We start from the raw sequence: 25365 nt of genomic DNA on the forward strand, positions 1-25365 counted from the left end.
TCACAAGGAGAACATCGATGCGCAACATGCTGAACACGCTTTCTTCCCCACTGCGCCTTGCCGGTGCTGCCACTCTGCTCGGCGCCACTCTGCTGGCAGGCTGCGGCAACGACGCGTCCGACGAGAACACCCTCAAGATGGGTACCGTCGCAGGCCCGGAAACCGAGGTGATGAAGGTCGCGGCCGAGATCGCCAAGGAAAAGTACGACCTGAACGTCGAGATCACCGAGTTCACTGACTACGTGTCTCCGAACGCTGCGCTGGCCGATGGTTCTCTGGACGCCAACGCCTACCAGCACCAGCCGTACATGGAATCCATGGTGCGTGAGCGTGGCTACGAGTTCGCCAGCGCCGGCAAGACCTTCGTGTACCCGATCGGCGCCTACTCCGAGAAGTACGCAGACATCAGCGAACTGCCGGACGGCGCGACCATCGCCCTGCCGAACGATCCGTCCAACGAAGGCCGCTCCCTGATCCTGATGCACGACCTGGGCATGATCGAGCTGACCGACAAGAGCAACCTCGAAGCGACCCCGATCGATGTCGCCAAGAACCCGCATGACTACCAGTTCAAGGAAATCGAGGCTGCCCAGCTGCCGCGCATCCTGCCGGACGTCGACCTGGCCTTCATCAACAACACCTTCGCTCAGCCGGCTGGCCTCGCGCCGGAAGACGCACTGATCCGTGAAGGTGCCGAGTCTCCGTACGTCAACCTGATCGTCGTGCGCGAAGGCGATGAAGACAGCGAGAAGGTGCAGAAGCTGGTCAAGGCCTATCAGACGCCGGAAGTCGAAGCCAAGGCCGAAGAACTGTTCAAGGGCGCTGCGGTGCCGGGCTGGAAGTAAGCCTCACCCCACGTCACTGACAGACGCCTGAACACGAAGCGCCGACCACTGGTCGGCGCTTTTGCATCTGTCACCGGAATTCCTCGGTCACGGGCCCGGGCCGGCGCCACGCTTGAAAGCCCGAGCCGCTGACCGCATCTCTCGCCACCTCGCACCAACACGAATCTCAGGAGCCCTCATGGCCACTCGCCCCGACTATTCACTGCTGGCCCGCCAGCTGGATGCCATTCTCGATACCCGCGACTGGCTGACCAACGCCTCCCAGACGGCCGCCTTCATCAACATGACGGTGGACAACCTCAACTGGGCAGGCTTCTATGTGCAACGCCAGCCGCAGGTCCTGCACCTGGGGCCATTCCAGGGTCAGCCGGCCTGCCACCCGATCCCCTTCACCAAGGGCGTATGTGGTGCCACCGCCACTGAGCGCACCACCCAGCGTGTCGCTGACGTGCACGCCTTCCCGGGGCATATCGCCTGCGACGCCGCCTCACGCAGCGAGCTGGTAGTCCCGGTGATCATCGAGCAGGACGGTGAGCAGGTACTGTGGGGCGTGCTGGACCTGGACAGCCCCAGCCCCGAGCGCTTCAATGAGCAGGATCAGGCCGGCATCGAGCGCCTGGTCGAGGTCTTCATCGCCTCCAGCGACTTCGACAGCGTGCCTGCTTGAAGAAGAGCACCTGAAGAAGAGCGTCTGAAGACGACCGCTTCAGAAGGCCGTCCGCAAAAGACTGCCGACAGAAGCCTGTCTGACCTGCAGTTTCCTGCCCTGCCGCCCGCCGTGCTTACCCGCACCGCGGGCGGTCTGCGTTGTTGCCAGCCTGCCACTTGCGCAACTCTAGCCGAGGTGTAACGTGAAAGCTCCTCTGATCTGACAGGAGCAGAACATGCCAGCGACCGCACCTCCTCATGCAGAAGCCTCCCTCCAGAATCACGATGACGCCCACGCCGGGCTTGATCGGGTCATCACGCACCTTGAGCGCATCAAGGCCTTCACCGCACGCACCGGCAATGACCTCGGCGCCAAGCGCACCCTGCTTGAGGCTTACTTCGCCGCCGATGCCAGCATTCTCGACACTGGCGTGACACCGCGTCTCATGATGGTGCCGGGTGGCGAGGGAGAGCGTGTCTGTGAGGTATTGCCAGCACCCGATGACGCACCAGCCCGCCCGCGTCGCCTGCTGTATGTGCATGGTGGCAGCTGGATCGCAGGCTCACCTGCCGGTCATCGCCCGCTGGCCAGCCGTCTGGGCCGTGCGGCACGCGCCGAGACCTACACCCTGGATTATCGTCTCGCGCCAGAGGCCGCCTTCCCGGCCGGCCTGCAGGACGTGTTGGCCGCGTGGCGCTGGCTGTGTGACGAATACCCGCAGGACCACCTGCTGCTGGCCGGTGACAGCGCGGGCGGCAACCTCACACTGGCAGCCCTGAATGCACTCAAGAGTGCAGGCGAGCGGCTGCCGGATGCTGTAATCGCCTTCTCGCCCGCCACCGACCTCAGCTGGGGCAGCGCTTCGCTGTCGCGCAAGGCCGAGGTGGACCCGATCCTCGACCCCAACCTGCTACCTTTCGTGAGCATGGCCTACGTGCAGGACGGTACCGACATGAGCGACCCGCGCATCTCGCCACTGGAGGGAAACCTGTTTGATCTGCCTCCGACACTGATCCAGTGCGGCGAAGCCGAGATTCTGCTCGATGACAGCCGTCGCTATGCCGCCCAGGCACAGGACTGCGGCTCGCCCGTCACCCTGAGCCTGTGGCCGGATATGCCACATGTCTTCGTCGGCTTCGCTCCGCTGCTGGGCGCTGCCAATGCCGCCCTCAAGGAAGCACGCGAATTCCTCGACACCACGCTTGCCTGAGCGGCCCGCGCTTGGCCCGCGTCAGAATTTCATGACACGCACACGAAAACGCCCGACTCGATGAGTCGGGCGTTTTCTGGAATCTGGTAGGACCAGGCGGATTTGAACCGCCGACCTCCACGATGTCAACGTGGCGCTCTAACCAACTGAGCTATGGTCCTGAAATGTGGCAGATGACCCACAAACACTTGAAACATGCCGCGAAACGGCTTGGTAGGACCAGGCGGATTTGAACCGCCGACCTCCACGATGTCAACGTGGCGCTCTAACCAACTGAGCTATGGTCCTGTATCAAGTGGCCGATGTTGCCATCAATGCCGATGCTGGTAGGACCAGGCGGATTTGAACCGCCGACCTCCACGATGTCAACGTGGCGCTCTAACCAACTGAGCTATGGTCCTATGCCAGCATGCTGAAATGCGAAGCAGTGTGATGCGAAGTGCTTTGCCCTGTCAGCGAGGACGTATTCTACGCAACTCCCGTTTTGATGCAACCCCCTGATGATAAAAAATTTTCTCGACATTGCGCACTGCCGTGACAGGGCACGGATCACCCCCTCCAGCGGAGTGAGGCGTCGACCCTGAAAGTCAGAAAGCTCGACGCGTCACCCTGTGCACTGGTGCTACAGCAAAACTCCCCGCAATCCGGCTGCCACCACGGCACCCAGCAAGGGGCCGGCGATCGGTACCCAGGCATAGCGCCAGCCCGAACTGCCCTTGCCGGCAATCGGCAACACCCAATGCGCGATACGCGGCGCCAGGTCGCGCGCCGGATTCATCGCGTTGCCGGTGGGCCCACCCAGTGACAGACCGATCGCCCAGACCAGCAGACCGATCAGATATGGCAGTGCCTGATCAGTGACCATGGAACTTTCGACCATGCTGCCGATGGCAAAGATGAGCACTACCGTCGCGATCGCTTCACTGATGACATTGACTGTCTTGTTGTTCACTGCCGGGTCAGTGCAGAAGACCGCACGCTTGCGCAGCGGATCTCGAGTCACCTTCCAATGCGGGTAATAAGCCGCCCATACCAGCACCGCCCCCATGAAGCAGCCCAGCAGCTCCGCCAGCATCATCCTAGCGACCTTGAGCTCACTGACATGGATGCCCAGCAGATATTTCGCCAGCGTCACCGCCGGATTGAGATCGCCGTAGGGCGACCCCGTCGAGGTAGACACCAGCACCCCGACCATCACGGCAAATCCCCAGCCGGCATTGATCATCAACCAGCTGGAACCCGCTCCCTTGGTGCCTCTGAGCATCGCATTGGCGACCACGCCACCTCCCAGCAGAATCATGAAGGTGGTGCCCAGAAACTCGCCTGTCATGACGTCAGTCCACATCCTGATGACCTCCGCCATTCATCCCCTGTAAGTCGCCTGCCGCCATCTCTCGCCCGCACGAACAGGCCCGCATAAACACGCCCCCTGAACGCGGACGTGAACATGACGTCACATGATGACCAGAAAGGACGCAGACCTGAAAGCACTTCGCCCCGTCGATGGACGGGGCGAAGTCAGGCTACAGTGCCACAGGTGCAGGAGACGGCTCCAGCAGATTGCGGCAAGGATTTGTTACAGCAACAGCAGGTGCCACATGGAGGCCGCGATCAAGGCACCCGCCAGAGGCCCGGCGATCGGCACCCAGGCATAGCCCCAGCCGGATGCACCCTTGCCGTGGATCGGCAGCAGCGAGTGCGCGATACGTGGGCCCAGATCACGCGCCGGATTGATGGCATAGCCCGTCGCGCCACCCAGCGAGAGGCCGATGGCCCATACCAGCATCCCGACCAGATAGGGCAGCAGGCCGGCGCTGATGGTGCCGGAGCCGACGATGGCGCCGATACCGAAGATCAGCACCACGGTACCGATCACCTCGCTGAGCATGTTGCCCAGGCGACACTCGACTGCCGGATCCGTGCAGAACACCGCCCGCTTGAGGTCAGCATCACTGGTGCGTTTCCAGTGCGGCAGATAGGCCAGCCATACCATCACGGCACCGGCGAAACACCCGAGCATCTGCGCGATGATATGCCGCGCCACCTCCATGAGGGTGGCATGCACTCCGAGCAGGTACTTGGCCAGGGTCACCGCAGGATTGAGGTCTGCCTGGGGCGAGCCGGTCGAGACGGCCACGAACACGCCAATCATCACCGCAAAGCCCCAGCCGGTGGTGATCACGATCCAGCCGGAGCCATTGCCCTTGGTGTCAGACAGCACCACATTGGCGACCACGCCACCGCCAAACAGGATAAGGAACAGACAGCCGAGAAACTCGCCTGTCATGACATCGGTCCACATGCTCAGTGGCCCCCGTCGCTTTTCACTCTTTCCACCGCTTCCAGCCAGCCGGCGTAGAGGCGTTCGCGCTGCTCTTCCGGCATTTCCGGCGCGAAGGTACGCTCGCAGTGCCACAGCTCGCCGATCTCATCCAGGCTGTCATACCAGCCGATATGCAGGCCCGCCAGATAGGCGACGCCCAGCGCCGTGGTCTCCAGCACGCGCGGACGATCCACCTTCACGCCCAGCATGTCAGACAGGAACTGCATCACCCAGTTGTTGCTGACCATGCCGCCATCCACGCGCAGATTTGCGCAGCTGATGGCCACGTCATCCAGCATGCACTCCTGCAGGTCACGCGTCTGATAGCACACTGACTGCAGGCCGGCCGCCACGATGTCGGTGATGCCGGTGCCACGGGTCAGCCCCAGGATCGCGCCACGCGCCTGCGGGTCCCAATGCGGCGCACCGAGACCGGTGAAGGCCGGCACCATGTAGACGCCGTGATCGGCCTTGGCCGCACGTGCCAGTGGCTCGGTCTCGGAGGCATCGGAGAACAGCTTCAGGCCATCACGCAGCCACTGTACGGTTGCGCCCGCCACGAAGATGCTGCCTTCCATGGCATAGGTCGGCTTGCCATCGAGGCGATAGCCCACCGTAGTCAGCAGACGATTGCGGGACAGCTCCATCTTCTCACCGGTGTTCATGATCATGAAGCAGCCGGTGCCATAGGTGCTCTTGCTCATGCCGGGCGTGAAGCAGGCCTGGCCGACCAGCGCCGCCTGCTGATCGCCGGCCACGCCGCGAATCGGCATCGCCGCACCGAACAGCTGCGGATCGGTGGTGCCGAAATCATCACTGGAGTCCAGCACTTCCGGCAGCAAGGATTGTGGGATACCGAACAGCTCCAGCAGCTCACTGTCCCAGCACTGATCGACGATGTTGAACAGGCAGGTACGCGAGGCGTTGGTGGCATCGGTGACGTGGCGCTTGCCAGCGGTCAGCTTCCAGATCAAGTAGCTGTCGACGGTGCCGAAGGCCAGCTCGCCCTTCTCGGCACGTGCGCGAACGCCTTCGACATTCTCGAGAATCCAACGCAGCTTGGTCGCGGAGAAATACGGGTCGATCAGCAGGCCGGTCTTCTGCTGGATCATGTCACCATGACCGGCATCGGAAAGCTCACGACAGTACTCGTGGGTGCGGCGGTCCTGCCAGACGATGGCGTTGTAGACCGGCACGCCGGTCTCGCGGTCCCAGACGATGGTGGTCTCACGCTGGTTGGTGATCCCGATGGCGGCCACCTGTTCGGCGCCGACATTGGTGTTGATCAGCGACTGACGCACGGTGCGCTTCACTGACCCCCAGATATCATCGACGTTGTGCTCGACCCAGCCGCTGTTCGGAAAGTGTTGAGCAAATTCTTCTTGTGCCAGTCCGGTCACCGCGCCTTCACGATCGAAGAGGATGGCGCGGGAGCTGGTGGTACCCTGGTCGATCGCGAGAATGCGCGTGGGTCCATCGACGCGAGAGTCTTTCTCTGGCTTGGGGCTAGACATTATGACTGTCCTTGGCTTCGAGGCTGCTTCTGAGAGTACACGTCAGCGGAGATTGCGGTACTTCACTATATTGGCTCGGATATCATGTGAGAGCGGCAGGAGAAAGCGGGTTGGCTTTGTCCTCTTCACGCTTGGCAGGCGCAACGAGAACACTTCCTCTTGAACCATCACAACCGAACACTAAATGTTCGTCTTCGAATATCGCTGCAAACGTTAGCGCCAAATGCGCATTATCACAAACGTATTACCAATCAATATCATTGTACCTTGGTCTCATGTCCAATGCGCCGACATGGCCTGTTGCAGCTTCGCAACACCCTGACGCCATTCGTCAAATTGCACTGACGCCCCCCTGTTGGATTAGGATGTACCCTCACTGGACGACCCCACTCCCCAACGGCAATCGTGATGCGCGCTTCCTGACATGAAGTGAACTCACGATCCGCAAGCCGCTGACAACAAGAGAGCAGGATGATGCAGCCAAAGCGCCATCGCGCCATTGTCGAACTGATCACGCGTCAGGGATATGCCTCCATCGAGCAGCTGGCCAGTCACTTCGATGTCACGCCACAGACCATTCGTCGCGACCTCAATCAGCTGTCCGAGGCCGGTGCGCTCAAGCGCGTGCACGGGGGCGCGGGGCTTGAGTCCAGCACCGTCAGCACCGCCTATAGCACCCGCAAGACATTGAACCTGGGCGCCAAGCGGCGCATGGCGGCGGCCCTGGCCAGGCAGATCCCCGACCACGCCTCGCTGTTCATCAACATCGGCACCAGCAACGAGATGGTGGCCGAGGCGCTGTGTGATCACCGCGGGCTTGAGGTCATCACCAACAACCTGAACGTGGCGGCCATCCTCCAGCACAAGGAGGATTTCAACGTCATCGTGGCCGGCGGCATGGTGCGCTCCCGCGATGGCGGCATCATCGGCGAGGCCACCATCGACTTCATCAACCAGTTCAAGGTCGACTTCGGCATCATCGGTATCAGTGGCATCGATGAAGATGGCTCGCTGCTGGAATTCGACTATCAGGAAGTGCGTGTCGCCCAGGCGATCATCCACAACTCACGCCAGGTCTTCCTGATCGCAGATCACTCCAAGTTCCAGCGCAATGCGGTCGTGCGCCAGGGCAACCTGAGCCAGCTCGATGCGCTCTTCACCGACATCCAGCCGCCGGAGAGCATCCTGACCCTGATGCGCCAGCATGAGGTCGCGCTGCATGTCGCTGAAGATGAGTCGCCGAGCGAGACTGGCGACGCTTGAGCACCGGGACGCGCCATCCAACCGACCAGTCACCTCACCAACAAGCCATCTCACCAACAAGCCATCTCACCAACAAGCCACACACGACCGACTCGTCACGCGATCACGGGGCCAGGCAACACGCCGACGAGCAGCCTGGCCCGGCTCTCATCATCATCTACCTCGCCCCTTCCCCCATTCTCCTCGCCCCCTCTTGCACCAATGAGCCCTCGCAGATGACGACAGCCGCACTTCTGCTGTCTTACCGCTGCCCAGCGGCACCGCTTCGTCTCCGTATATCGTGTCAGGACGCTTGATCAGTCACTGCGGGCATCGTCTGCGCCGCCCGCGCGGCAACATGACAGCCAGGCGCTTCATGAAAATGTCACGGCATGATCAGAGACTGAGAAAAAACACCGGCAAGACAACAGGTTGAATATCAGGCAATCCTCAGTTGCCAGACACTCGCCCAAATGATCACTTTCGAAAGCCATCGGCGCACAGGAATCCCCTTGATGTTCGACTTTTGCTAAGCTATGTTCACTTTCGAAAAGCCATTATCGCGCACCTTGCCGGTGCAGACTCATTCGCCCCACCCGGTAGCGCCGGGCACGAGCAGGAGCAGCCCATGTCCCGCGACAACGATGCACTTCTTGACCTCTTCATCATCGGCGGCGGCATCAATGGCGCCGGTATCGCCAACGATGCCAGCGGCCGCGGCCTGAGCGTGGCCCTGTGCGAGCAGAACGACCTCGCCAGCGCGACCTCCTCCGCCAGCAGCAAGCTGATCCACGGCGGCCTGCGCTATCTGGAGCACTACGAATTCCGTCTGGTGCGCGAGGCTCTGCAGGAGCGCGAGGTGCTGCTCAAGAAGGCGCCGCATATCATCTGGCCACTGCGCTTCATCCTGCCGCACCAGCCGCATCTGCGTCCGGCGTGGATGATTCGCGCGGGCCTGTTCCTGTATGACCACATCGGCAAGCGCGAGACACTGCCAGCCTCCAAGGGTCTCAAGTTCGGCGAGCAGAGCCCGCTGGTCAGCGAGATCAATCAGGGCTTCGAATACTCGGATTGCTGGGTCGATGATGCTCGTCTGGTCATCACCAATGCGCTGCAGGCGCGCGAGCAAGGCGCCGAGATCATGACGGGCACCCGCTGTGTCGGCGCCCGTGATGTCGAAGGCCACTGGGAGCTGACGCTTGAAGATGTCAGCAGCGGCGAGACCTTCACCCGTCGTGCACGCACTCTGGTGAATGCGGCAGGCCCGTGGGTGGAGTCCTTCATCAAGGGCGCCACCGAACGCACGCCGCGCTATGGCATCCGCATGATCCAGGGCAGCCACCTGATCGTGCCGCGCCTGAACACCGATGATCGCGCCTTCATCCTGCAGAACAAGGACAAGCGCATCGTGTTCGTGCTGCCCTATCAGGAAGATTTCAGCCTGGTCGGCACCACCGACGTGCGCTACAAGGGCGACCCCTCCGAGGTGGCCTGCTCCAGCGACGAGACCGACTACATGCTCGAGGTGGTCAACCATCACTTCAAGCGCAAGCTCGGCCGCGAGGACGTGGTCTCGACCTTCTCCGGCGTACGCCCGCTGTGTGACGACGAGTCGGCAGACCCCTCCGCGATGACGCGTGATTACACTCTTCACCTGGATGACAGCGGCGCACCGATGCTGTCCATCTTCGGCGGCAAGATCACCACCTATCGCAAGCTGGCCGAATCGGCACTTGAAGACCTCAAGCCGCTGCTGCCGAGCATGGGCAAACCGTGGACCCACGAGAAGGCCCTGCCCGGGGGTGATATCGAGAGCCGCGCAGCCTTCACTCGCCAGCTGCAGCGCGACTACCCGTTCCTCGGCGAAGCACGCGCCCGACGCTTCGCCTCAAGCTACGGCAGCCTGTGCCTGCACTTCCTCGACGGCAAGCAGAGCGAGGCGGACCTGGGCGAGGACTTCGGCGCCGGCCTGAGCGCTGCCGAGATCGACTACCTGGTCGAGCACGAATGGGCGCGTGAGGTGCAGGATGTCGTCTGGCGCCGCACCAAGTTGACGCTGCGCCTGAGCGATGAGCAGAAGACGCGCATCGGCGACTACCTCAAGGAACGCCTGCTGGCACGCGCCGCCTGATGAAAACCGGCTGAGCCAGCAGCGAAAAAAGCCCGCCCCTCCGACAAGGAGGGGCGGGCTTTTCGTTCAGGGACAGGCGGCATTTTAGGTCATGTATTGACGGATTATTGGATACCGCCCGCCGTCAGCTTGGCCGGGTCGAGCAGACGCTCCAGCTCCTCGCGTGACAGCTCCGTCTCTTCCTCGGCCACATCCAGAATCGGACGCCCGGCCTGATAGGCCACCTTGGCCACTCGCGCCGCCTCGTTGTAACCGATCACCGGATTGAGCGCCGTGACCAGAATCGGGTTCTTGGCCAGCGGTGCCTCGATGTTGTCCTGGCGCACGTTGAAGGTGGCAATGGCCTTGTCCGCCAGCAGGCGGCTGACATTGGCACTCAAGGTGATCGAGGACAGCAGGCTGTTGGCGATCAGCGGCAGCATGACATTGAGCTGGAAATTGCCGCTTTGCCCGGCGATGCCGATGGTGGCGTCATTGCCCATCACCTGCGCCGCCACCTGAGCGGCCGCCTCGGGGATCACCGGATTGACCTTGCCCGGCATGATGGAGCTGCCCGGCTGCAGGGCCTCAAGCTCGATCTCGCCCAGCCCTGCCAGCGGGCCGGAATTCATCCAGCGCAGGTCGTTGCTGATCTTCATCATCGCCACGGCGTAGGTACGCAGCTGGCCGGAGAGCTCGACTGCCGTGTCCTGGGAGGACAGCGCCGCGAAGAAGCTCTCGGCGGGACGGAAGGCATGGCCGGTCTGGTGCGAGAGGCGGTCGGCAATGCGCTCGGCGAATTCCGGATGCGCGTTGATACCACTACCCACGGCAGTCCCGCCCTGGGCGAGGCGCTCCAAGCGCGGCAGCACCTGCTCGATGCGCTCGATGGCCTGCCCGACCTGCGCCTGCCAGGCACCCAGCTCCTGGCTCATGCGGATCGGCATTGCGTCCATCAGATGAGTGCGGCCGGTCTTGACGACGTCGTCCACCTCAGAGGCCTTGCGGGAGATCACCTCATGCAGATGGCGCAGCGCCGGCAACAGGGTGTCCGAGACAGCGATGACGGCGGACAGATGAATGGCTGTCGGGATCACATCATTGCTCGACTGCCCCATGTTGACGTGGTCGTTGGCGCCGACGGTCACGCCCTTGTCGCCCAGATGCTGATTGGCAAGTTGCGTCAGCACCTCGTTGACGTTCATGTTGGTCGAGGTGCCGGAACCGGTCTGGAAGACATCGACCGGGAATTGATCAGCATGTTCGCCGTCGATGACCTGGCGCGCCGCCTTGATGATCGCCTCGGCACGCACGTCATCCAGCAGCTCCAGGTCACGGTTGACCTCGGCCGCAGCCAGCTTGATGCGCGCCACGGCGCGAATGAAGGCAGCAGGCAACGGCTGGCCGCTGACGGGGAAGTTATCGACCGCTCGCTGAGTCTGGGCGCCATAGAGTGCGCTGGCCGGCACTTCGAGTTCACCCATGCTGTCGCGTTCACGGCGGGTCTGGCTGCTCATGCTTGTCTCCCTGTGCTGTTGCATATGACGTCGCACCTGGCTGGCGTCACTGATGGGCGGCTGGCAATCATTGATCAATGACCTGATCGCCAGCTTCAGTCCCCTGATGGTCACTTGGGGACGCACAGGATACCAATCAAGCCGCTTGATGGTAGTGATTATCAATAACAATTACACATTCATTGCCTGGCTCCGTCATCCCCCGCCCTGCAACCTTTCAGATGCACGCTTGCAAGATGGCTGCTCACCAATCCGCTGTTACGCAAGACGAGGCCTCGGTTACACTGTGCGGCGCTTCCACCATGGCCATGGCCCCTTGACCACGCCTCATGAATCCTGTCGACGGAATGACCGCGAACCTGATGTCCACCTCTTCGCTGCTGAAACCCGCCCTGTGTGCGGTGTGCACCATCCCTCACTTCCTCGTGCCTGTCGGAGGGGAAATCGCGTCATGAAATGGTTATCGCACAACCCTTACTTCACCTACCTGCACCGCCAGCGCCTGCATATCCTGCGTGTGACCGTCGCTCTGACGCTGTGCTTTTCCATCATCGAACTGTTCAGCCTGCCGCACAGTTCCTGGGCATTGGTCAGCACCGTGATGGTCATGGGCAACCTGCCCCACGTCGGCGGTGTCATCGACAAGGGCTGGCAACGTCTGGTCGGCACACTGCTTGGTGGCCTGTGGGGCCTGATCCTGATTCTGGTCGCCGAGCCGCTGCCGGGCGTGGTGCCCTTCTGGAGCATCGTCGGCATCGCCCTGGCGCTGAATGCCACCTTCAGCAATCGCTATGGCTACAGCTCGCTGCTGTTCTGCGTCACGCTGCTGATGGTGATCGGGGATGGCAATCATGATATTGGCATCGGGCTGTGGCGTGTCTTCAATGTGGTGCTGGGTACCCTGATCAGCATCGTGGTCAGCATGGTGCTGCTGCCCCAGAAGGCGACGGATGTCTTTCGCTTCCTGCTGGCCGACAACCTCGACAAGCTGGCACGCCTCTACCACGGCCATACCAAGGCCGAGCGTGAGGGTGTCAGTGAGGCACTCGCGCTGGTGCGTGCCACCTCGGCACAGCTGGTCAAGCAGCGCGGGCTGGTCGATGCCGTCGCTCAGGAAGGCCGTATCAATCGTGCCGACATCGAGGAAATCCTGTCCTTCGAGCGCCGCATGATCTCGACCATCGAGCTGCTGCAGGAAACCCACTGGAACACCCGCGAGGGGCATGAATTCATCGAGGGACTGGATGGTCTGCGCGATGCCCAGCATCGTCTGGCCCGCGCCCTAGGGACCCTGGCTTTCCAGGTGCGCACCGGCCAGAGCATCGAACTGACGGTGACGCCCTTCGACCTGCAACGCTATGCCGATGTCCGCAATGTCGAGAGCCGCAAGGGCCGCGCGCTGTTCAGCCCATCGGGCTATCTGTGGCTCAATCGCGAGCTGGCCCGGCTGACCGAGGCACTGGGCAAGCGTCTGTCGCTGCTGGAACGGCTGCCGAGCCAACGCCTGCAACGCCGACTGCCGGGCCATGGCCTGATCAGTGATGCACGCCGCCTGTTCCTGCCGGAAGACCCGACGCCGGGCGATACGGCAGCCCCCACCAGGCGCGAGAACAGCGCTGGCAGGCAGCACACTCCGGCCAGCAAGGCGCCGGCCAGCAAGGTGCCAGCCAGCAAAGCGACGGCGGGTAATGACAACAGCTGTGATGACACAGTCAGCGATGAGCCAGACCGCCGCGACAGGCGCCAGCCGGACTCGGCCGGCAATGAGACTGCCAGGAAAGACACATGAACTCAGTATCCGGAGTGACTCCCGCAAGCCAGCATGACGTGTTGATCGTCGGTGGCGGCGCGGCAGGTTTGACCCTGGCACTCAGCCTCGCCAATCGCCTGCTGCCCGGCCCGCGCACCCGCCGCGTCACGCTGTTGCGTCCAGCGCGTGAGGCACAGGGCGCCAGCCGCTGGGCGCAGGGCGGTATCGCGGCGGTGCTGGCGCCCGAGGACGATGTGGAATCCCATGTCGCCGACACCCTGATTGCCGGCGATGGCCTGTGCAACGAGCGCGCGGTGCGCTTCACCGTCGGTCACTCGCGGGAGGCCATCGAATGGCTGATCGCGCTCGGCGTACCCTTCACCCCGGCCGACGCCGACGCCAGCTACCCCTTCCACCTTACCCGCGAAGGGGGGCATGGCCGCCGCCGCATCATCCACGCCGCCGACGCCACCGGGCGAGCGCTGCTCGATACGCTCAGCGCCCACGTCGAAGCTCACCCGAACATCGAGATTCTCGAAGACCTGCTGGCCGTCGACATCGCGGTCAACGCTGGCCGCGCCAGTGGTCTGTGGGTGATGGACGGCACGGGCCAGCGCCAATGGCTGGCGGCCAATGACCTGGTACTGGCCACCGGCGGCGCCAGCGGGCTGTTCGCCCACGCCACCAGCCCGAGCGCCAGTGTCGGTGACGGCATGGCGATGGCGACCCGCGCCGGCGCCAGCCTGATGAACCTGGAGTTCCAGCAGTTTCATCCCACCTGCCTATATGATCCCGATGGCACGCCCTTTTTGATCTCCGAGGCGGTGCGGGGCGAAGGGGGGCTGCTGCTGCGCCCGGATGGGCATCGCTTCATGGCCGATCATGACCCTCGCCTGGAGCTGGCGCCGCGTGATGTCGTGGCACGCGCCATCCTCACCGAGATGCGCACGCACGGTCTCGAGCATGTCTGTCTGGATATCAGCGCGCTGGGCGCCGAGGCGATCGAGCACCATTTCCCTACCATCGCCGAGCACTGCCTGACGCGCGGGATCGATATTCGTCATGCTCCGATACCCGTCGTCCCTGCCGCCCACTACAGCTGCGGCGGCATCGCCACCGGGCTGGATGGCGAAAGCGACCTGCCGGGGCTCTGGGCCATCGGCGAAGTCGCCTGCACGGGCCTGCACGGTGCCAATCGCATGGCCAGCAACTCGCTGCTCGAATGCCTGGTGCAGGCGCGCGCCTGTGGTGAAGCACTTGGGCAACTCCACCGCGCCGACGAGCCACGCCTGACGAGCACGCTCGACTCGCTGATGCCGCAACACGCCGCCCTGCTCACACAGCTTGCCGACAATGGTCAGGTCTGGCGCTGCGTGATGCGCCTGAGCGCCGATGAGGCACGCACGCGCCTGCACAGCTTGCGCCAGCTGATGAGTCTGCAAGCGGGAATCGAGCGCAGCCAGCACGGCCTGAGGGAGGCGTTGGAGCAGATAACACAGTGGGTATCGCTTGAGACGGGACAGGCGGCGGAGAGCGAGCAGCACAGGCAAGCTTCAGCGCCGCGGGCAGGGCTCGATCATCTTGCGCTCTATCAGGCCCTGACGCTGGCACCGCTGCTGCTGCTGTGCGCTCATCAGCGTCATGAATCACGCGGCCTGCACTTCATCCGCGACTTCCCGATGCCGGCGTCGCGCGCCCGCGATAGCGTCATACGCCTCTCGGCCTTTGCGGCCGCGACCTGAGCGGCTCATGCGAAGGACCATGAAAAGGCCCATGAGCAGGCTCAGCGTGGATGAGCCCCTTGGGCTGCGACGCGCCGCAGGGTCTCCAATGGCGGCGGCTGACGCGGCAAGCCATGTGGCAAGGGTGGCCACAGCAGCCACAGGCGCAGCTGGTGAAGGTCTTCGCTGGAAGCACTATCCGGCCACAGCCATACCCGCTGCGTTTTCAGGGGCTGCTGGTCCGCGCCCTGCTGTCTCAAGCCCGGCTGACTCAAGCCCGGCGGCCTCAAACCCTGGGCCCCCATCCCCGGTGGCCCAACACCCTGCGGCGAGATCTCGAGCCCGATCAGGCGCGGTGAGCACCACAGGCAGCGCACGTTGACGGGCTGCCAGCTGCGTGAGGCGCCATCGGCCCACCACCAGCAGAGCTGCATCTCCGGGTGACGATGGCGCGCATCTGAGACAGGCGGGGTGTCACTGGCTTCGGTCTCGGCTTCGCTTTCTGCTTCGGTCTTGGCTTCAGCCTCGTGCTCCGGCACTGGCGCCTGGCCACCGCTGGCAAGCGCCGCATCGGCGCAGAGGCTGCCCCCCAGGGCCAGCCAGACTCGCGCCTCGGGGTCCTTGAGACGCCGCCGAGCCTGGCGCCACCACGACACCAGCTCGCCAGCCTGCAACAGCCAGCCCAGCCCCATCACGGCCAGCAGCGCCATGATGCCATCCGGCAGCTGAGCGAGCCCCTCAAACGCACAATGCCCCGCCTCGAAAGGCAGGGCATTGCGAAGATATTGCCACTGACAGGTCCACCACGTACTGACAATGAACTGGCCAGTCGCCAGCTCGGCAAGCCAGACCCACAAGGCGAGACTCGCCGCCAACAGCCCGACACGCAGGCTGGTGTGGGTCGCGAACGCCTGCCTAGAGGCCCTTGAACTGATCGCGCTCGCCATTCTCGGCATTGGCGATCACCATGTTGATCAGGCGCTGGTATTCGGCATTGCCGCACGGGTCGCGCTTCATCAGCCACACGAAGAGATCCTGATCCTCTTCGGCCAGCAGCTGCACATAGAGCGCCTTGTCGTCTTCGCTCAAGGCGTCGAAACGCTGCTCCAGAAACGGCAGCAGCAGCAGATCGAGCTCCCACATGCCGCGACGCGAATGCCAATGCAGCCGCTTGCGAATCACATCTTCCATTGCCTGAACCTCAGTCGTCACATCAATGCGCGCAGTATACCCGAGGGGGGCGTCAGCGGCATCCGTTGACCCGTTGCTCGGGCAGGAATTGGCAATCCGTGCCGTGATCGGCAATGATGTCCCTAGTGCGTTGTTTTCTCAGGATTTGCCCATTATGCTGAGGAGATAACAATCACAAGGATGCGTGTGCCTGTCCGGTGACGAGAGGTCGCCCGGCTGACGCATCACGAACGCCTTTCACGAGAAAGGTGCAGGCATGGAGAGATCCGATGACCAAGTCCGAGCTGATCGAACAGATAGCCATGCGACAGCCTGAGTTGTCGCTCAAGGATGTAGAGGCCGCGGTTCGCATCATCCTCGATGATGTGACAGACGCCCTGGCCCACGGCGGTCGCGTCGAGATTCGCGGTTTCGGCAGCTTCTCGCTGCACTACCGTGAGCCACGACTGGGGCGCAATCCCAAGACCGGCGAGCCTGTGGATCTGGATGGCAAGTTCGTCCCCCACTTCAAGCCCGGCAAGGAGCTGCGCGAGCAGGTCGATGCCAGTCGCGCCCTGGGGTATTGACCACAATGATGATGACGATGCGACTGACTGACAGCGCTGACCGTAGATGAATACCCGGCGTGACGGGGCTGGCGGGTTCAGTGCCGGCCGAAACCCGCTCAAGCCCTGATGCCAGAGACGACAGCCACCCACCTCACGGCGTCGCCGCCAAGACTCGCGCGATGGGCAGTGATACACTCGCTCCCAGATGATTCACGACTGCATTTCATGACAAGGAAACCGTTATGCGTTGGCTAAAAGGTCTCGTTCTGGCCGTGATCCTGCTGATCGTCCTGCTGGTCGGTATTCTCTTTGCCGTTCACAACCAGCAAGCCGTGCCCCTCGACCTCATCTGGGTAGAGCTGCCTGCTGCGTCCCTTTCCATGTGGCTGCTGTTCTCGCTGGCCGTCGGCGTCGTGCTTGGCATGGTCGCGATGACCGGCATGTACCTGCGCCTGCGCACGCTGTTGACCCGTGCCCAGCGTCGCAACCAGCAGCAACGCAAGGAACTGGACCAACTGCGCATCCAGGAGATCAAGGAAGTGGCATAAATGCCTGATCTGATATTGCTGGGATTGCTGATGGCGGCCATCGCCATCGGATTCTGGCTGGGGCGGCGTGATCGTCGCCCCGATGAACAAGCACCGGCTCCTGCCACCCTGTCCCGCGACTACTTCGTCGGCCTCAATCATCTGCTTAATGAGCAGCCTGATCGTGCCATCGAAACCTTCGTTCAGGCCCTGGAAGTCAACAGCGACACCGTCGATACCCACATCGCGCTGGGCAATCTCTATCGCAGTCGCGGCGAAGTCGATCGTGCCGTCAAGATTCACCAGAACCTGCTGGCCCGCCCTGCCCTGGATAGCGAACAGAGCGAGCGTGTCCAGCTGGAACTGGCCCGCGACTTCATGCGCAGCGGTGTCTATGACCGCGCCGAGAAACTGCTGGAAACCCTCCTCAAGCAAGCACAGCACGACAGTCATCGGCGTGCCGGCCGCCGCCTGTTGATCGACCTCCTCGAGCGGGAGCGCGAGTGGGAGGCCGCACTCGAAGTCGCTCACGCCATTCTGCGTCAGGAAGGCGGCATCCGCCGTGCGGCGGCCCATTGGCACTGCGAACTGGCCGCGCTGGATATCGCCGAAGGCAGCCACGCGATGGCCCGCAAGCGGCTAAAGCAGGCGCTTTCCACTGACGAGAAATGCGTACGCGCCAACTGGATGCTGGCCGAGATCGAATTCGATCATGCCAACTACAAACAGTGCATCCGCCTGCTGCAGCGCATTCCACGTCAGGACACCGGCTTCACCCCCATCATCCTCGAACCACTGGGCAACGCCTTTCGCATGCTGGATGACGAGAGCGGCCTGGTGCGCCTGCTGCATCAGGAAGTCGAGCGCGCGCCCTACACCACGACGGTCATCAGCCTTGCGCAATTGATCGAGCGCCGCGAGGGTGTTGAGGCCGCTGCCAGCTTCGCCAGCGAGCAGCTGCATCGTCACCCCAGCCTGCGTGGCGTCGACTACCTGCTCGATCTCTACCTGCTGGATGCCGACGAGCGCGAGACCGAGCGTTTCAATCTGCTCAAGCGCCATACCCAGCAGCTGATCCAGGCGCGTCCTCGCCATCGCTGTCATCGTTGCGGCTTCGAAGCCTCGATGCTGCTCTGGCAATGTCCGAAGTGCCGCCACTGGGGCACGGTCAAGCCGATCACCGGCCTGGAAGGCGAGTAATGGCGCCAACTGGTGCACAGATACCCGCTGACAGACAGGCCACAGATACCAGAACGAAAAGCCCCCTGCAGCATGCTGCAGGGGGCTTTTTCATGCCGCCTTGATGACTTCCGGGCTGACGCCATCGAACTGACGCCATCGATCACATCATCCCTGCCCGGTGGCACGCTCGCGCAGGCGCGGCGAGAGCAGCTCGCCCACGAGACAGGCTGACAGGATGGCGGCCACGAAATACGGCCAGTCACCGAATGACAGTTCTGCGACACCCAGGGCATCGATGAAGATCGCCAGGATGCAGACCGGGCTGACATAGCGAATCATGAACAGCCACAGACGATAGCCGGCGTCGCTCAGATTCAACTCATCGCGCAGCATGCTGCTCTTGAAGACGAACCCGGCCAGCAGCGCCATGGCGATGCCACCGATCGGCATCATCCAGCGCGAGGTCAGGTAATCGAGCCAGTCGAAGAAGTGCTTGCCGGCCAGCGTCCAGTCCGCGCCGAGATTGAACGACAGCATCGCGAACATCGCCACCAGCCACAGCACACTGCCGGCCAGCCACGAAGCCTTGGCGCGGCTCATGTTGCGGTTCTCGCTCAGCCAGGCGACGGTCGCCTCGATCATCGAGATGGCGGAGGTCAGGGCGGCGATCGAGAGCATGGCGAAGAACAGCACCCCGAACAGCTGCCCGAAGGGCATCTGGTTGAAGGCCACCGGCAGGCTCATGAAGATCAGCCCCGGTCCGGAGGACGGGTCCATGCCATTGGCGAAGATGATCGGAAAGATCGCCAGGCCCGCCATCAGTGCCACCAGGGTATCGGCGATCGCCACCGTGAAGGTGGTACGGGCGATGGAAGTGCCCGACGGCAGGTAGGAGCCGTAGGTGAGGATGGCGCCGGAGGCCAGTGACAAGGTAAAGAAGGCATGTCCCAGCGCGGCCAGCACCCCTTCGCTGCTCAAGCGCGTGACATCGAAATCGAACAGGAAGTGGAAGCCTGCCGAGAAGTTGCCCGAAGTCAGGGCGTAGCCGATCATGATCAGCAGCATGATCACCATGCCCGGCATCATCCAGCGCACACTCTTCTCGACGCCTTCCTGCACCCCGCGCCCGACGATCAGCATCGTCACCACCGCCACCAGCGTGGCCCAGCCGCCCAGTGCCCAAGGATTGGCGTTGCCAGCCTCGAAGATGGCACCCAGCTCCGCGACGCTGTGTCCGGACAGCGCACCACTGGCCATCTTCCACAGGTAGCTGAACGACCACCCCGCGACCACGACATAGAACGACAGGATCATGAAGCCGGCCAGCATCGCGATCCAACCGAAGACCTTCCACAACGGACTGGCCCCCGCTTCACGTGCCAGATTGGCAATCGCCTCGATGGGGCTGCCGCGCCCCCGCCGCCCGAAGGAAATCTCCGCCATCATCACGGGTACGCCCACGGCGAGAATGCAGGCCAGATACACCAGCACGAAGGCACCCCCGCCATACTCACCGGTGATATAGGGAAACTTCCAGATATTGCCCAGCCCTACTGCGGAACCGGTAGCTGCAAGGATGAAGCCCCAGCGACTGATCCAGAGATTCTTGGGTTGCTGTCTTGCCGTCATGGAATACCTTACAAGTTATTGTTGTGAGCCAGTGGTGATCGACGCAACGCCTGGCCGTCTTGGGTGCTCACACAGACCATTTTACTGATATGAAGCGTGTTCGTCCGCGATTCCCATCGAAAATCACCACGATTCCCTCAGAATTCCTCTGCAAAAACGCCATCACCACACGACGGCAATCACTCTACATTAGATACTCCAACTTGGTAACATTTGAAACGATATTGGCCACCCAAGGCTGGCAAGCAACCGCCTCTGAGAGGCACGGTGCTGCAAAAGGCCCCGACATCACCGCATCAATGGAGTAGGCTCATTCAAGAAACGCAGACCAGAACACTCTGGCTAGAGAGGTCTGGGCCTGAGAGTGCTGGGCTGAGAGTGCCTGGCCAGAGAGCGCCTGGACAAAGAGCAGCTGGCTTCACCTGGCAGCACCGACAAGGAGTCGTCATGCATCGTCAATTCGCGGTTATCGGACTGGGTTATTTCGGCAGCACCGTCGCACGAGAGCTGAGGCGCCATGAGCATGAGGTACTCGGTGTCGACGCCGACGAGAAACGCCTCAACGCGGTGGCTGACCTGCTCAATCAGGCGGTGATCGCCGACCCTACCGATGAACACGCCTTGCAGGAGCTGGGGCTGGAGCAGTACGATGCCGTCTTGATCGACCTAAGCGACTCGATGGAGCAGAGTCTGATCTGCGCACTGCTGGCCAAGGAGCTCGGCGCGAAGGAGCTATGGGTCAAGGCCACCTCGGATGCCCATCACAAGCTGCTCAGTCGTCTGGGTGTCGATCACATCGTGCATCCGGAATACGATCTCGGCGTACGCGTGGCGGAAAGCCTCGCCTACCATGCCATGGTCGACTTCATCCATCTCGGCGATCACCAGTTCGTGGTCGAACTGGAGGTCAGCGCACGACTGGGCGATGACTGCCAGCAGCTCGATCAGCTGCCCATCGATGACGACATCAGCGTGATCGCGCTGCGCAAGGGCAAGACCCTCGATCGCCAACCCTCCGCCAGCACGCGACTGTCCGCCGGCGACCATCTGGTTCTGATCGGCGAATTGAGCGCGCTGCGCAAACTGGGGGCTCATCTATGAGGCAGCGCTACCGGCGCTATCTCCGCCCCCTGACCCGCACCCCACGCGGCCCCATCATCCATCTGTCGCCGCCGGAGATTCTGTTGAGCGGCTTTCTGGGCCTCGGCATGCTCGGCGCCTGCCTGCTGAAACTGCCCGGCATGCATCAGGAAGGCTTGAGCTGGCTGTCGGCGCTGTTCACCGCCACCTCGGCCGTCACGGTCACCGGCCTCTCCGTCACTCCGCTCAGCGAGTTCACCCTCGCGGGCCAGATCATCGTACTGATACTGATCCAGCTCGGAGGCCTGGGCTTCATGACCATTGCCGCCCTGTCGCTGGTGATGCTGGGCCAGCGCCTGCCGATGCATCAGACCAGCCTGCTGCGCGAGGCGCTCAATCGCAGCAGTTCACGCGAGATAGGCCGCCTGCTCAAGATCATCACCGCCTTTGCGCTGACGCTCGAGCTGGCAGGCGCTTCCTTGCTGGCGATGGACTGGGTGCCCGAGTACGGCTGGCAGGAGGGGCTCTGGCTGAGCCTCTTCCACTCGGTCTCGGCCTTCAACAATGCCGGATTCACCCTGTGGCCGGACAGCCTGATGCGCGAGGCGGCCAATCCCCTGACCAGCGGCGTGATCGGAGTCCTGTTCATGACCGGTGGCATCGGTTTCGCCGTCATCGGCGAGCTGCGTGAGCGGCGACGCGAACATGGCTGGCGCGTGCTGCTGCAACCCTCGCGCTTTTCGGTGCAGACACGCCTGGTGATCGAAGCCAGCGTAGCCCTCAATCTGCTGAGCCTAGTGGTGATATTGGCCCTCGAGTGGCGTAACCCGGGCACGCTGGGTGGCATGGCCAGTCACGACGAACGCCTGCTCGCCGCCGCCTTCATGGCCACCACACCGCGCACCGCCGGCTTCAGCGTCATTGACACCGCCGAGATGACACAGGCCTCGACCCTGTGGACCATGGCACTGATGTTCATCGGCGGCGGCAGCGGCTCGACGGCCAGCGGCATCAAGCTGACCACCTTCGTGGTGCTGCTGCTGACCACCCGTGCCTTCCTGCGCCGCGAACCCTCTCCCACCCTGCATGGTCGCCGCATCGGCGATGACACCGTCTTCAAATCGATCGCCGTGGCACTGGCGGCGATGCTGCTGATCTTCAGCATGCTGTTCGGTCTGACCATCACCGACCCGGACCACGCCTTCCTGTCGCTGGCCTTCGAGACCGTCTCGGCCTTTGGCACCGTCGGCCTGAGCCACGGCCTGACGCCCGAGCTCTCGCCCGGCGGGCAATTGCTGATCATCACGACCATGCTGCTGGGCCGCACCGGACCACTCGCCCTCGGCTACCTGCTGGCGACCCGCAGCCGCCCCGGCATCCGCTATGCGCGTACCGAGCTCTCGATCGGCTGATGTGCATGTGCACGGGCGATGGCGCACAGCTGATGGCACACCACAGACGACACCTCAGAACGACGAAAGCCCCGACGCTGGGCATCGGGGCTTTCGTGAGCATGGTCACCCGCTCAGGGAGCGACGGGTGAGGTCAGGCAATGACCTCAGTGATCATCATCATGATCATCGTGGTCATCATGCTCTTCAAGACGCTGATGTGCGTGCGTCTCGCCGTCGTACTCATCCACTCGGGCCTTGAGCTTCTGACCTGGACGGAAGGTCACCACACGACGCGCGGAGATCGGAATCTCCTCGCCTGTCTTGGGGTTGCGCCCCGGACGTTCGCGCTTGTCACGTAGATCGAAGTTGCCGAAACCGGACAGCTTCACCTGTTCATTTTCCCGCAGGCAACCGCGAATCTCGTCGAAGAATACTTCTACCATCGACTTGGCTTCGCGCTTGGACATGCCGAGTTCTGCGTGCAGATGCTCGGCAAGTTCCGCCTTGGTCAACGCTCCCATGTCCGCTCCCTCGTTCAAGTGGCGACTCATGCTCTCAGCGCCGCCCCGAAACGTGTGTGGCCATCGGTGACGATCGCATCGACTAACTGATTGATTTCCTCATCATTCAGCGTGCGCGAAGGATGCTGCCAGGTCAAGCCCAGGGCGAGCGACTTGTGACCATCGGCTACCCCCTGGCCCTGGTAGACGTCAAACAGGCGCAGGTCCGTCAGCCATTCACCGGCTTGCGAGCGGATGGCGTCGAGCAGCGACTGCACGTGAATGCCCTCTTCGACCACGAAGGCCAGGTCACGACGCACTTCCGGATACCTGGAGAGCGGCGCGAAGCGCGGCAGACGGCCCGCACAGGCGGAAGCCAGCGTGATCTCGAACACGAAGACCTCGACCTTCAGGCCAAGCTCGGCGCGCGCCGCCGGGTGCAGGGCACCCATCCAGCCTGCCGGCTCGCCATTGAAGAACAGCTGAGCGCACTGGCCCGGGTGCAGTGCCGGATGCTCGGCGGCTTCGAAGCGCCAGGCTTCCAGATTGCCGCCCAGTGCCAGCAGTGCCTCGACATCGCCCTTGAGATCGAAGAAGTCGACCTTGTCACGACCGCCATTCCAGCCTTCCGGCAGACGGGCGCCGGTGACCAGACCGCCGATCATCGGCGTCTGCTCGAGGGAGTCCAGCTCGCCGCGGAACACAAGCCCGGTCTCGAACAGGCGCACGCGCGACTGCTGACGATTGAGGTTGTGGCTCAGCGCCTTGACCAGCCCCGGCAGCAGCGAGCTGCGCATCACCGCCATGTCGCTGGAAATCGGGTTGGCCAGTGCCGGTGCCACCCCTTGCGGGTCCAGCGTCTTTTGCAGCTCAGGGGCGACGAAGCTGTAGCTGATCGCTTCCTGATAGCCCCGCGCCACCAGCTGACGACGCAGGCTGGTCAGCGGCTGGGTGGTCTCATTGGCCACGGCCGGCGCCAGACGCGCATTCGGGCGGCTGACCGGCAGATTGTTGTAGCCGTGGATGCGCGCCAGCTCTTCGATCAGGTCAGCCTCGATGCTGACATCGAAACGCCAGCTCGGCACCGTCACCTGCCATTGGCTATCGCCATTCGCGGCGACCTGCATGCCCAGACGCTCGAGAATCTCGACGATCTCGTCATCCGGCAGCGCCATGCCCAGCGTGCGCTCGACACTGGCGCCGCTCAGGCTGACGACAGCGGCCTTGGGCAGCGCTGCGTCGCTGGCAACCTCGATGATCGGGCCCGGCTTGCCGCCGGTGATCTCGAGCAGCAGAGCCGTCGCGCGCTCGATGGCATCACGCTGCAGCTGCGCGTCCACACCACGTTCAAAACGATGCGAGCTGTCAGTGTGCAGGCCGTAGCTACGCGCCTTGCCAGCCACGCTCAACGGCGCGAAGAAGGCCGACTCGAAGAAGATGTCGCGCGTCTCGGCATTCACGCCACTGCCTTCGCCACCCATCACACCGGCGATGGCCAGCGGGCCCTTCTCGTCGGCGATGACCAGGGTGTCGTCCCGCAGCGCGACTTCCTGACCGTCGAGCAGCGTCAGCGGCTCTTGGGCGGCTGCCATGCGCACCTCGATGCCACCATTCAGGCGTGCCAGATCAAAGGCGTGCATCGGCTGGCCGAGCTCGAGCAGCACGTAGTTGGTGACGTCGACGACGGGGTCGATGCTGCGGATGCCACTGCGACGCAGACGCTCCTCGAGCCACAGCGGCGAGGTCGCGGCGACATTGACGTCACGCACGACACGTCCCAGATAACGCGGGCATGCCTCTGGCGCGCTGACGGTGACCGGGAAGGTATCATCGATCTGGGCGGCGACCGGCTCGATGCCCGGCGCCGTGACGGCGAGACGGTTGAGCACGCCGACTTCTCGTGCCAGTCCCTTGACGCTCAGGCAGTCGCCACGGTTCGGGGTCAGATCGACCTCGATGGCGTTGTCGTCAAGATTCAGGAAGTCACGGGCATCACGACCCACCGGCGCGTCCGCAGCCAGCACCATGATGCCATCGGAGGCCTCGGCTTCCAGACCCAGCTCGGAGGCACCACAGATCATGCCGCGGGATTCGACACCACGCAGCTTGGCCTTGCGAATCTTGAAGTCGCCCGGCAGCTTCGCGCCGACCTGAGCGAAGAGCACCTTCTGGCCAGCGGCGACATTGGGCGCGCCACAGACGACCTGTACCAGCGCACCACTGCCATCATCCACCTGACAGACATTGAGGCGATCGGCCTCCGGGTGCGGTTGCTTGTCCTTGACCTCGGCCACGACCACGCCGGTGAACTCACCGGCGACCGGTTCGATACCATCGACTTCCAGACCGGCCATGGTGACCTGATCGGCCAGCTGCTGGGTGCTCAGTTCCGGCGAGACCCACTCACGCAGCCACTGTTCGGAAAATTTCATC

At 63.0% G+C, this 25365-nt stretch carries 21 protein-coding genes and 3 tRNA genes; 12 read left to right on the forward strand and 12 right to left on the reverse strand.

All coding sequences use genetic code 11. The features are described from left to right. Window positions 1-26: 26 nt before the first annotated feature. From AC5WNJ_RS11170 to AC5WNJ_RS11180, 3 genes are all read left to right on the forward strand, one after another. Window positions 27-845 carry a MetQ/NlpA family ABC transporter substrate-binding protein gene (locus tag AC5WNJ_RS11170; RefSeq protein WP_495931045.1) on the forward strand — a complete coding sequence of 273 codons (819 nt, stop codon included), beginning with the start codon at window positions 27-29 and terminating at the stop codon, window positions 843-845. Window positions 846-1023: 178 nt separating this feature from the next. After that, window positions 1024-1512: a GAF domain-containing protein gene (locus AC5WNJ_RS11175; RefSeq protein ID WP_495929704.1), complete on the forward strand. Its 489-nt coding sequence runs from the start codon at window positions 1024-1026 to the stop codon at window positions 1510-1512. A 217-nt stretch (window positions 1513-1729) separates the two neighbouring features. Further along, window positions 1730-2704 (forward strand): alpha/beta hydrolase, encoded by a 975-nt coding sequence (locus AC5WNJ_RS11180; RefSeq protein WP_495929705.1) that lies wholly within the window; start codon window positions 1730-1732, stop codon window positions 2702-2704. Between the two features lie 84 nt (window positions 2705-2788). On the opposite strand, the gene AC5WNJ_RS11185 is transcribed toward AC5WNJ_RS11180, so the two are convergent. From AC5WNJ_RS11185 to glpK, 6 genes are all read right to left on the reverse strand, one after another. After that, window positions 2789-2865, reverse strand: a tRNA-Val gene (locus tag AC5WNJ_RS11185). Window positions 2866-2915: 50 nt separating this feature from the next. Then, a tRNA-Val gene (locus tag AC5WNJ_RS11190) sits at window positions 2916-2992 on the reverse strand. A gap of 36 nt (window positions 2993-3028) precedes the next feature. Continuing rightward, window positions 3029-3105 (reverse strand) — tRNA-Val (locus tag AC5WNJ_RS11195). A gap of 221 nt (window positions 3106-3326) precedes the next feature. After that, window positions 3327-4034, reverse strand: coding sequence for an MIP/aquaporin family protein (locus tag AC5WNJ_RS11200; RefSeq protein WP_495929706.1), 708 nt, complete (start codon window positions 4032-4034; stop codon window positions 3327-3329). A 246-nt stretch (window positions 4035-4280) separates the two neighbouring features. Further along, window positions 4281-5006: an MIP/aquaporin family protein gene (locus AC5WNJ_RS11205; RefSeq protein WP_253060999.1), complete on the reverse strand. Its 726-nt coding sequence runs from the start codon at window positions 5004-5006 to the stop codon at window positions 4281-4283. Between the two features lie 2 nt (window positions 5007-5008). Further along, complete coding sequence (gene glpK, locus AC5WNJ_RS11210; protein WP_495929707.1) at window positions 5009-6541, reverse strand: glycerol kinase GlpK; 1533 nt, start codon at window positions 6539-6541, stop codon at window positions 5009-5011. Between the two features lie 471 nt (window positions 6542-7012). On the opposite strand from glpK, the gene AC5WNJ_RS11215 reads away from it, so the two are divergent. Both AC5WNJ_RS11215 and glpD read left to right on the forward strand, forming a co-directional pair. After that, a complete protein-coding gene (locus tag AC5WNJ_RS11215; RefSeq protein ID WP_176677509.1) occupies window positions 7013-7804 on the forward strand; it encodes a DeoR/GlpR family transcriptional regulator in 792 nt (263 codons plus the stop codon). Window positions 7805-8411: 607 nt separating this feature from the next. Continuing rightward, entirely contained in the window at window positions 8412-9914 is a 1503-nt protein-coding gene (gene glpD / locus AC5WNJ_RS11220; RefSeq protein WP_495929708.1) for a glycerol-3-phosphate dehydrogenase, read from the forward strand. A 104-nt stretch (window positions 9915-10018) separates the two neighbouring features. Here the strand turns inward: glpD and AC5WNJ_RS11225 are convergent, their stop codons facing one another. After that, window positions 10019-11410 (reverse strand): class II fumarate hydratase, encoded by a 1392-nt coding sequence (locus tag AC5WNJ_RS11225; RefSeq protein WP_495929709.1) that lies wholly within the window; start codon window positions 11408-11410, stop codon window positions 10019-10021. 451 nt (window positions 11411-11861) lie between these two features. Here AC5WNJ_RS11225 and AC5WNJ_RS11230 point away from each other — a divergent pair, with 451 nt between their 5' ends. Together AC5WNJ_RS11230 and nadB are read left to right on the forward strand one after the other, a co-directional pair. Continuing rightward, a complete protein-coding gene (locus AC5WNJ_RS11230; protein ID WP_495929710.1) occupies window positions 11862-13199 on the forward strand; it encodes an FUSC family protein in 1338 nt (445 codons plus the stop codon). Then, on the forward strand, window positions 13196-14902 hold the full coding sequence (gene nadB / locus AC5WNJ_RS11235; RefSeq protein ID WP_495929711.1) for an L-aspartate oxidase: 1707 nt from the start codon (window positions 13196-13198) through the stop codon (window positions 14900-14902). Before AC5WNJ_RS11230 ends, nadB begins: the two co-directional genes overlap by 4 nt. Window positions 14903-14943: 41 nt before the next feature. On the opposite strand, the gene AC5WNJ_RS11240 is transcribed toward nadB, so the two are convergent. After that, window positions 14944-15738: a hypothetical protein gene (locus AC5WNJ_RS11240; protein WP_253061013.1), complete on the reverse strand. Its 795-nt coding sequence runs from the start codon at window positions 15736-15738 to the stop codon at window positions 14944-14946. Window positions 15739-15796: 58 nt separating this feature from the next. Beyond that, complete coding sequence (locus AC5WNJ_RS11245) at window positions 15797-16072, reverse strand: FAD assembly factor SdhE (protein ID WP_043335628.1); 276 nt, start codon at window positions 16070-16072, stop codon at window positions 15797-15799. Between the two features lie 269 nt (window positions 16073-16341). On the opposite strand from AC5WNJ_RS11245, the gene AC5WNJ_RS11250 reads away from it, so the two are divergent. From AC5WNJ_RS11250 to lapB, 3 genes are all read left to right on the forward strand, one after another. Continuing rightward, the gene (locus AC5WNJ_RS11250; RefSeq protein ID WP_043335630.1) at window positions 16342-16638 is read left to right on the forward strand and encodes an integration host factor subunit beta; all 297 of its coding nucleotides are present in this window, start codon (window positions 16342-16344) and stop codon (window positions 16636-16638) included. A gap of 224 nt (window positions 16639-16862) precedes the next feature. Next, complete coding sequence (locus tag AC5WNJ_RS11255) at window positions 16863-17168, forward strand: lipopolysaccharide assembly protein LapA domain-containing protein (protein WP_054555462.1); 306 nt, start codon at window positions 16863-16865, stop codon at window positions 17166-17168. Then, window positions 17169-18347 (forward strand): lipopolysaccharide assembly protein LapB, encoded by a 1179-nt coding sequence (gene lapB, locus AC5WNJ_RS11260; protein ID WP_495929712.1) that lies wholly within the window; start codon window positions 17169-17171, stop codon window positions 18345-18347. A gap of 147 nt (window positions 18348-18494) precedes the next feature. On the opposite strand, the gene AC5WNJ_RS11265 is transcribed toward lapB, so the two are convergent. After that, window positions 18495-19958, reverse strand: a complete 1464-nt coding sequence (locus tag AC5WNJ_RS11265) for a sodium-dependent transporter (protein ID WP_495929713.1) — start codon at window positions 19956-19958, stop codon at window positions 18495-18497. 447 nt (window positions 19959-20405) lie between these two features. On the opposite strand from AC5WNJ_RS11265, the gene AC5WNJ_RS11270 reads away from it, so the two are divergent. Both AC5WNJ_RS11270 and AC5WNJ_RS11275 read left to right on the forward strand, forming a co-directional pair. After that, entirely contained in the window at window positions 20406-21059 is a 654-nt protein-coding gene (locus AC5WNJ_RS11270; protein WP_495929714.1) for a potassium channel family protein, read from the forward strand. After that, entirely contained in the window at window positions 21056-22450 is a 1395-nt protein-coding gene (locus AC5WNJ_RS11275; protein WP_495929715.1) for a TrkH family potassium uptake protein, read from the forward strand. The genes AC5WNJ_RS11270 and AC5WNJ_RS11275 overlap by 4 nt, the downstream gene beginning before the upstream one ends. 146 nt (window positions 22451-22596) lie before the next feature. On the opposite strand, the gene ihfA is transcribed toward AC5WNJ_RS11275, so the two are convergent. Together ihfA and pheT are read right to left on the reverse strand one after the other, a co-directional pair. Then, a complete protein-coding gene (ihfA, locus tag AC5WNJ_RS11280; protein WP_107336300.1) occupies window positions 22597-22953 on the reverse strand; it encodes an integration host factor subunit alpha in 357 nt (118 codons plus the stop codon). A 26-nt stretch (window positions 22954-22979) separates the two neighbouring features. Continuing rightward, the gene (gene pheT / locus AC5WNJ_RS11285; RefSeq protein ID WP_495929716.1) at window positions 22980-25364 is read right to left on the reverse strand and encodes a phenylalanine--tRNA ligase subunit beta; all 2385 of its coding nucleotides are present in this window, start codon (window positions 25362-25364) and stop codon (window positions 22980-22982) included. Between the last annotated feature and the right edge of the window lies 1 nt (window position 25365).

It is taken from the genome of Cobetia sp. PDI-23MA (assembly GCF_059507735.1).

Bases quoted from the DNA above. Each gene is read 5' to 3' on its own strand.
- AC5WNJ_RS11170 (WP_495931045.1), top strand. From the start codon at position 27: ATGCTGAACACGCTTTCTTCCCCACTGCGCCTTGCCGGTGCTGCCACT.
- AC5WNJ_RS11175 (WP_495929704.1), top strand. From the start codon at position 1,024: ATGGCCACTCGCCCCGACTATTCACTGCTGGCCCGCCAGCTGGATGCC.
- AC5WNJ_RS11180 (WP_495929705.1), top strand. From the start codon at position 1,730: ATGCCAGCGACCGCACCTCCTCATGCAGAAGCCTCCCTCCAGAATCAC.
- AC5WNJ_RS11200 (WP_495929706.1), bottom strand. From the start codon at position 4,034: ATGACAGGCGAGTTTCTGGGCACCACCTTCATGATTCTGCTGGGAGGT.
- AC5WNJ_RS11205 (WP_253060999.1), bottom strand. From the start codon at position 5,006: ATGTGGACCGATGTCATGACAGGCGAGTTTCTCGGCTGTCTGTTCCTT.
- glpK (WP_495929707.1), bottom strand. From the start codon at position 6,541: ATGTCTAGCCCCAAGCCAGAGAAAGACTCTCGCGTCGATGGACCCACG.
- AC5WNJ_RS11215 (WP_176677509.1), top strand. From the start codon at position 7,013: ATGATGCAGCCAAAGCGCCATCGCGCCATTGTCGAACTGATCACGCGT.
- glpD (WP_495929708.1), top strand. From the start codon at position 8,412: ATGTCCCGCGACAACGATGCACTTCTTGACCTCTTCATCATCGGCGGC.
- AC5WNJ_RS11225 (WP_495929709.1), bottom strand. From the start codon at position 11,410: ATGAGCAGCCAGACCCGCCGTGAACGCGACAGCATGGGTGAACTCGAA.
- AC5WNJ_RS11230 (WP_495929710.1), top strand. From the start codon at position 11,862: ATGAAATGGTTATCGCACAACCCTTACTTCACCTACCTGCACCGCCAG.
- nadB (WP_495929711.1), top strand. From the start codon at position 13,196: ATGAACTCAGTATCCGGAGTGACTCCCGCAAGCCAGCATGACGTGTTG.
- AC5WNJ_RS11245 (WP_043335628.1), bottom strand. From the start codon at position 16,072: ATGGAAGATGTGATTCGCAAGCGGCTGCATTGGCATTCGCGTCGCGGC.
- AC5WNJ_RS11250 (WP_043335630.1), top strand. From the start codon at position 16,342: ATGACCAAGTCCGAGCTGATCGAACAGATAGCCATGCGACAGCCTGAG.
- AC5WNJ_RS11255 (WP_054555462.1), top strand. From the start codon at position 16,863: ATGCGTTGGCTAAAAGGTCTCGTTCTGGCCGTGATCCTGCTGATCGTC.
- lapB (WP_495929712.1), top strand. From the start codon at position 17,169: ATGCCTGATCTGATATTGCTGGGATTGCTGATGGCGGCCATCGCCATC.
- AC5WNJ_RS11265 (WP_495929713.1), bottom strand. From the start codon at position 19,958: ATGACGGCAAGACAGCAACCCAAGAATCTCTGGATCAGTCGCTGGGGC.
- AC5WNJ_RS11270 (WP_495929714.1), top strand. From the start codon at position 20,406: ATGCATCGTCAATTCGCGGTTATCGGACTGGGTTATTTCGGCAGCACC.
- AC5WNJ_RS11275 (WP_495929715.1), top strand. From the start codon at position 21,056: ATGAGGCAGCGCTACCGGCGCTATCTCCGCCCCCTGACCCGCACCCCA.
- ihfA (WP_107336300.1), bottom strand. From the start codon at position 22,953: ATGGGAGCGTTGACCAAGGCGGAACTTGCCGAGCATCTGCACGCAGAA.
- pheT (WP_495929716.1), bottom strand. From the start codon at position 25,364: ATGAAATTTTCCGAACAGTGGCTGCGTGAGTGGGTCTCGCCGGAACTG.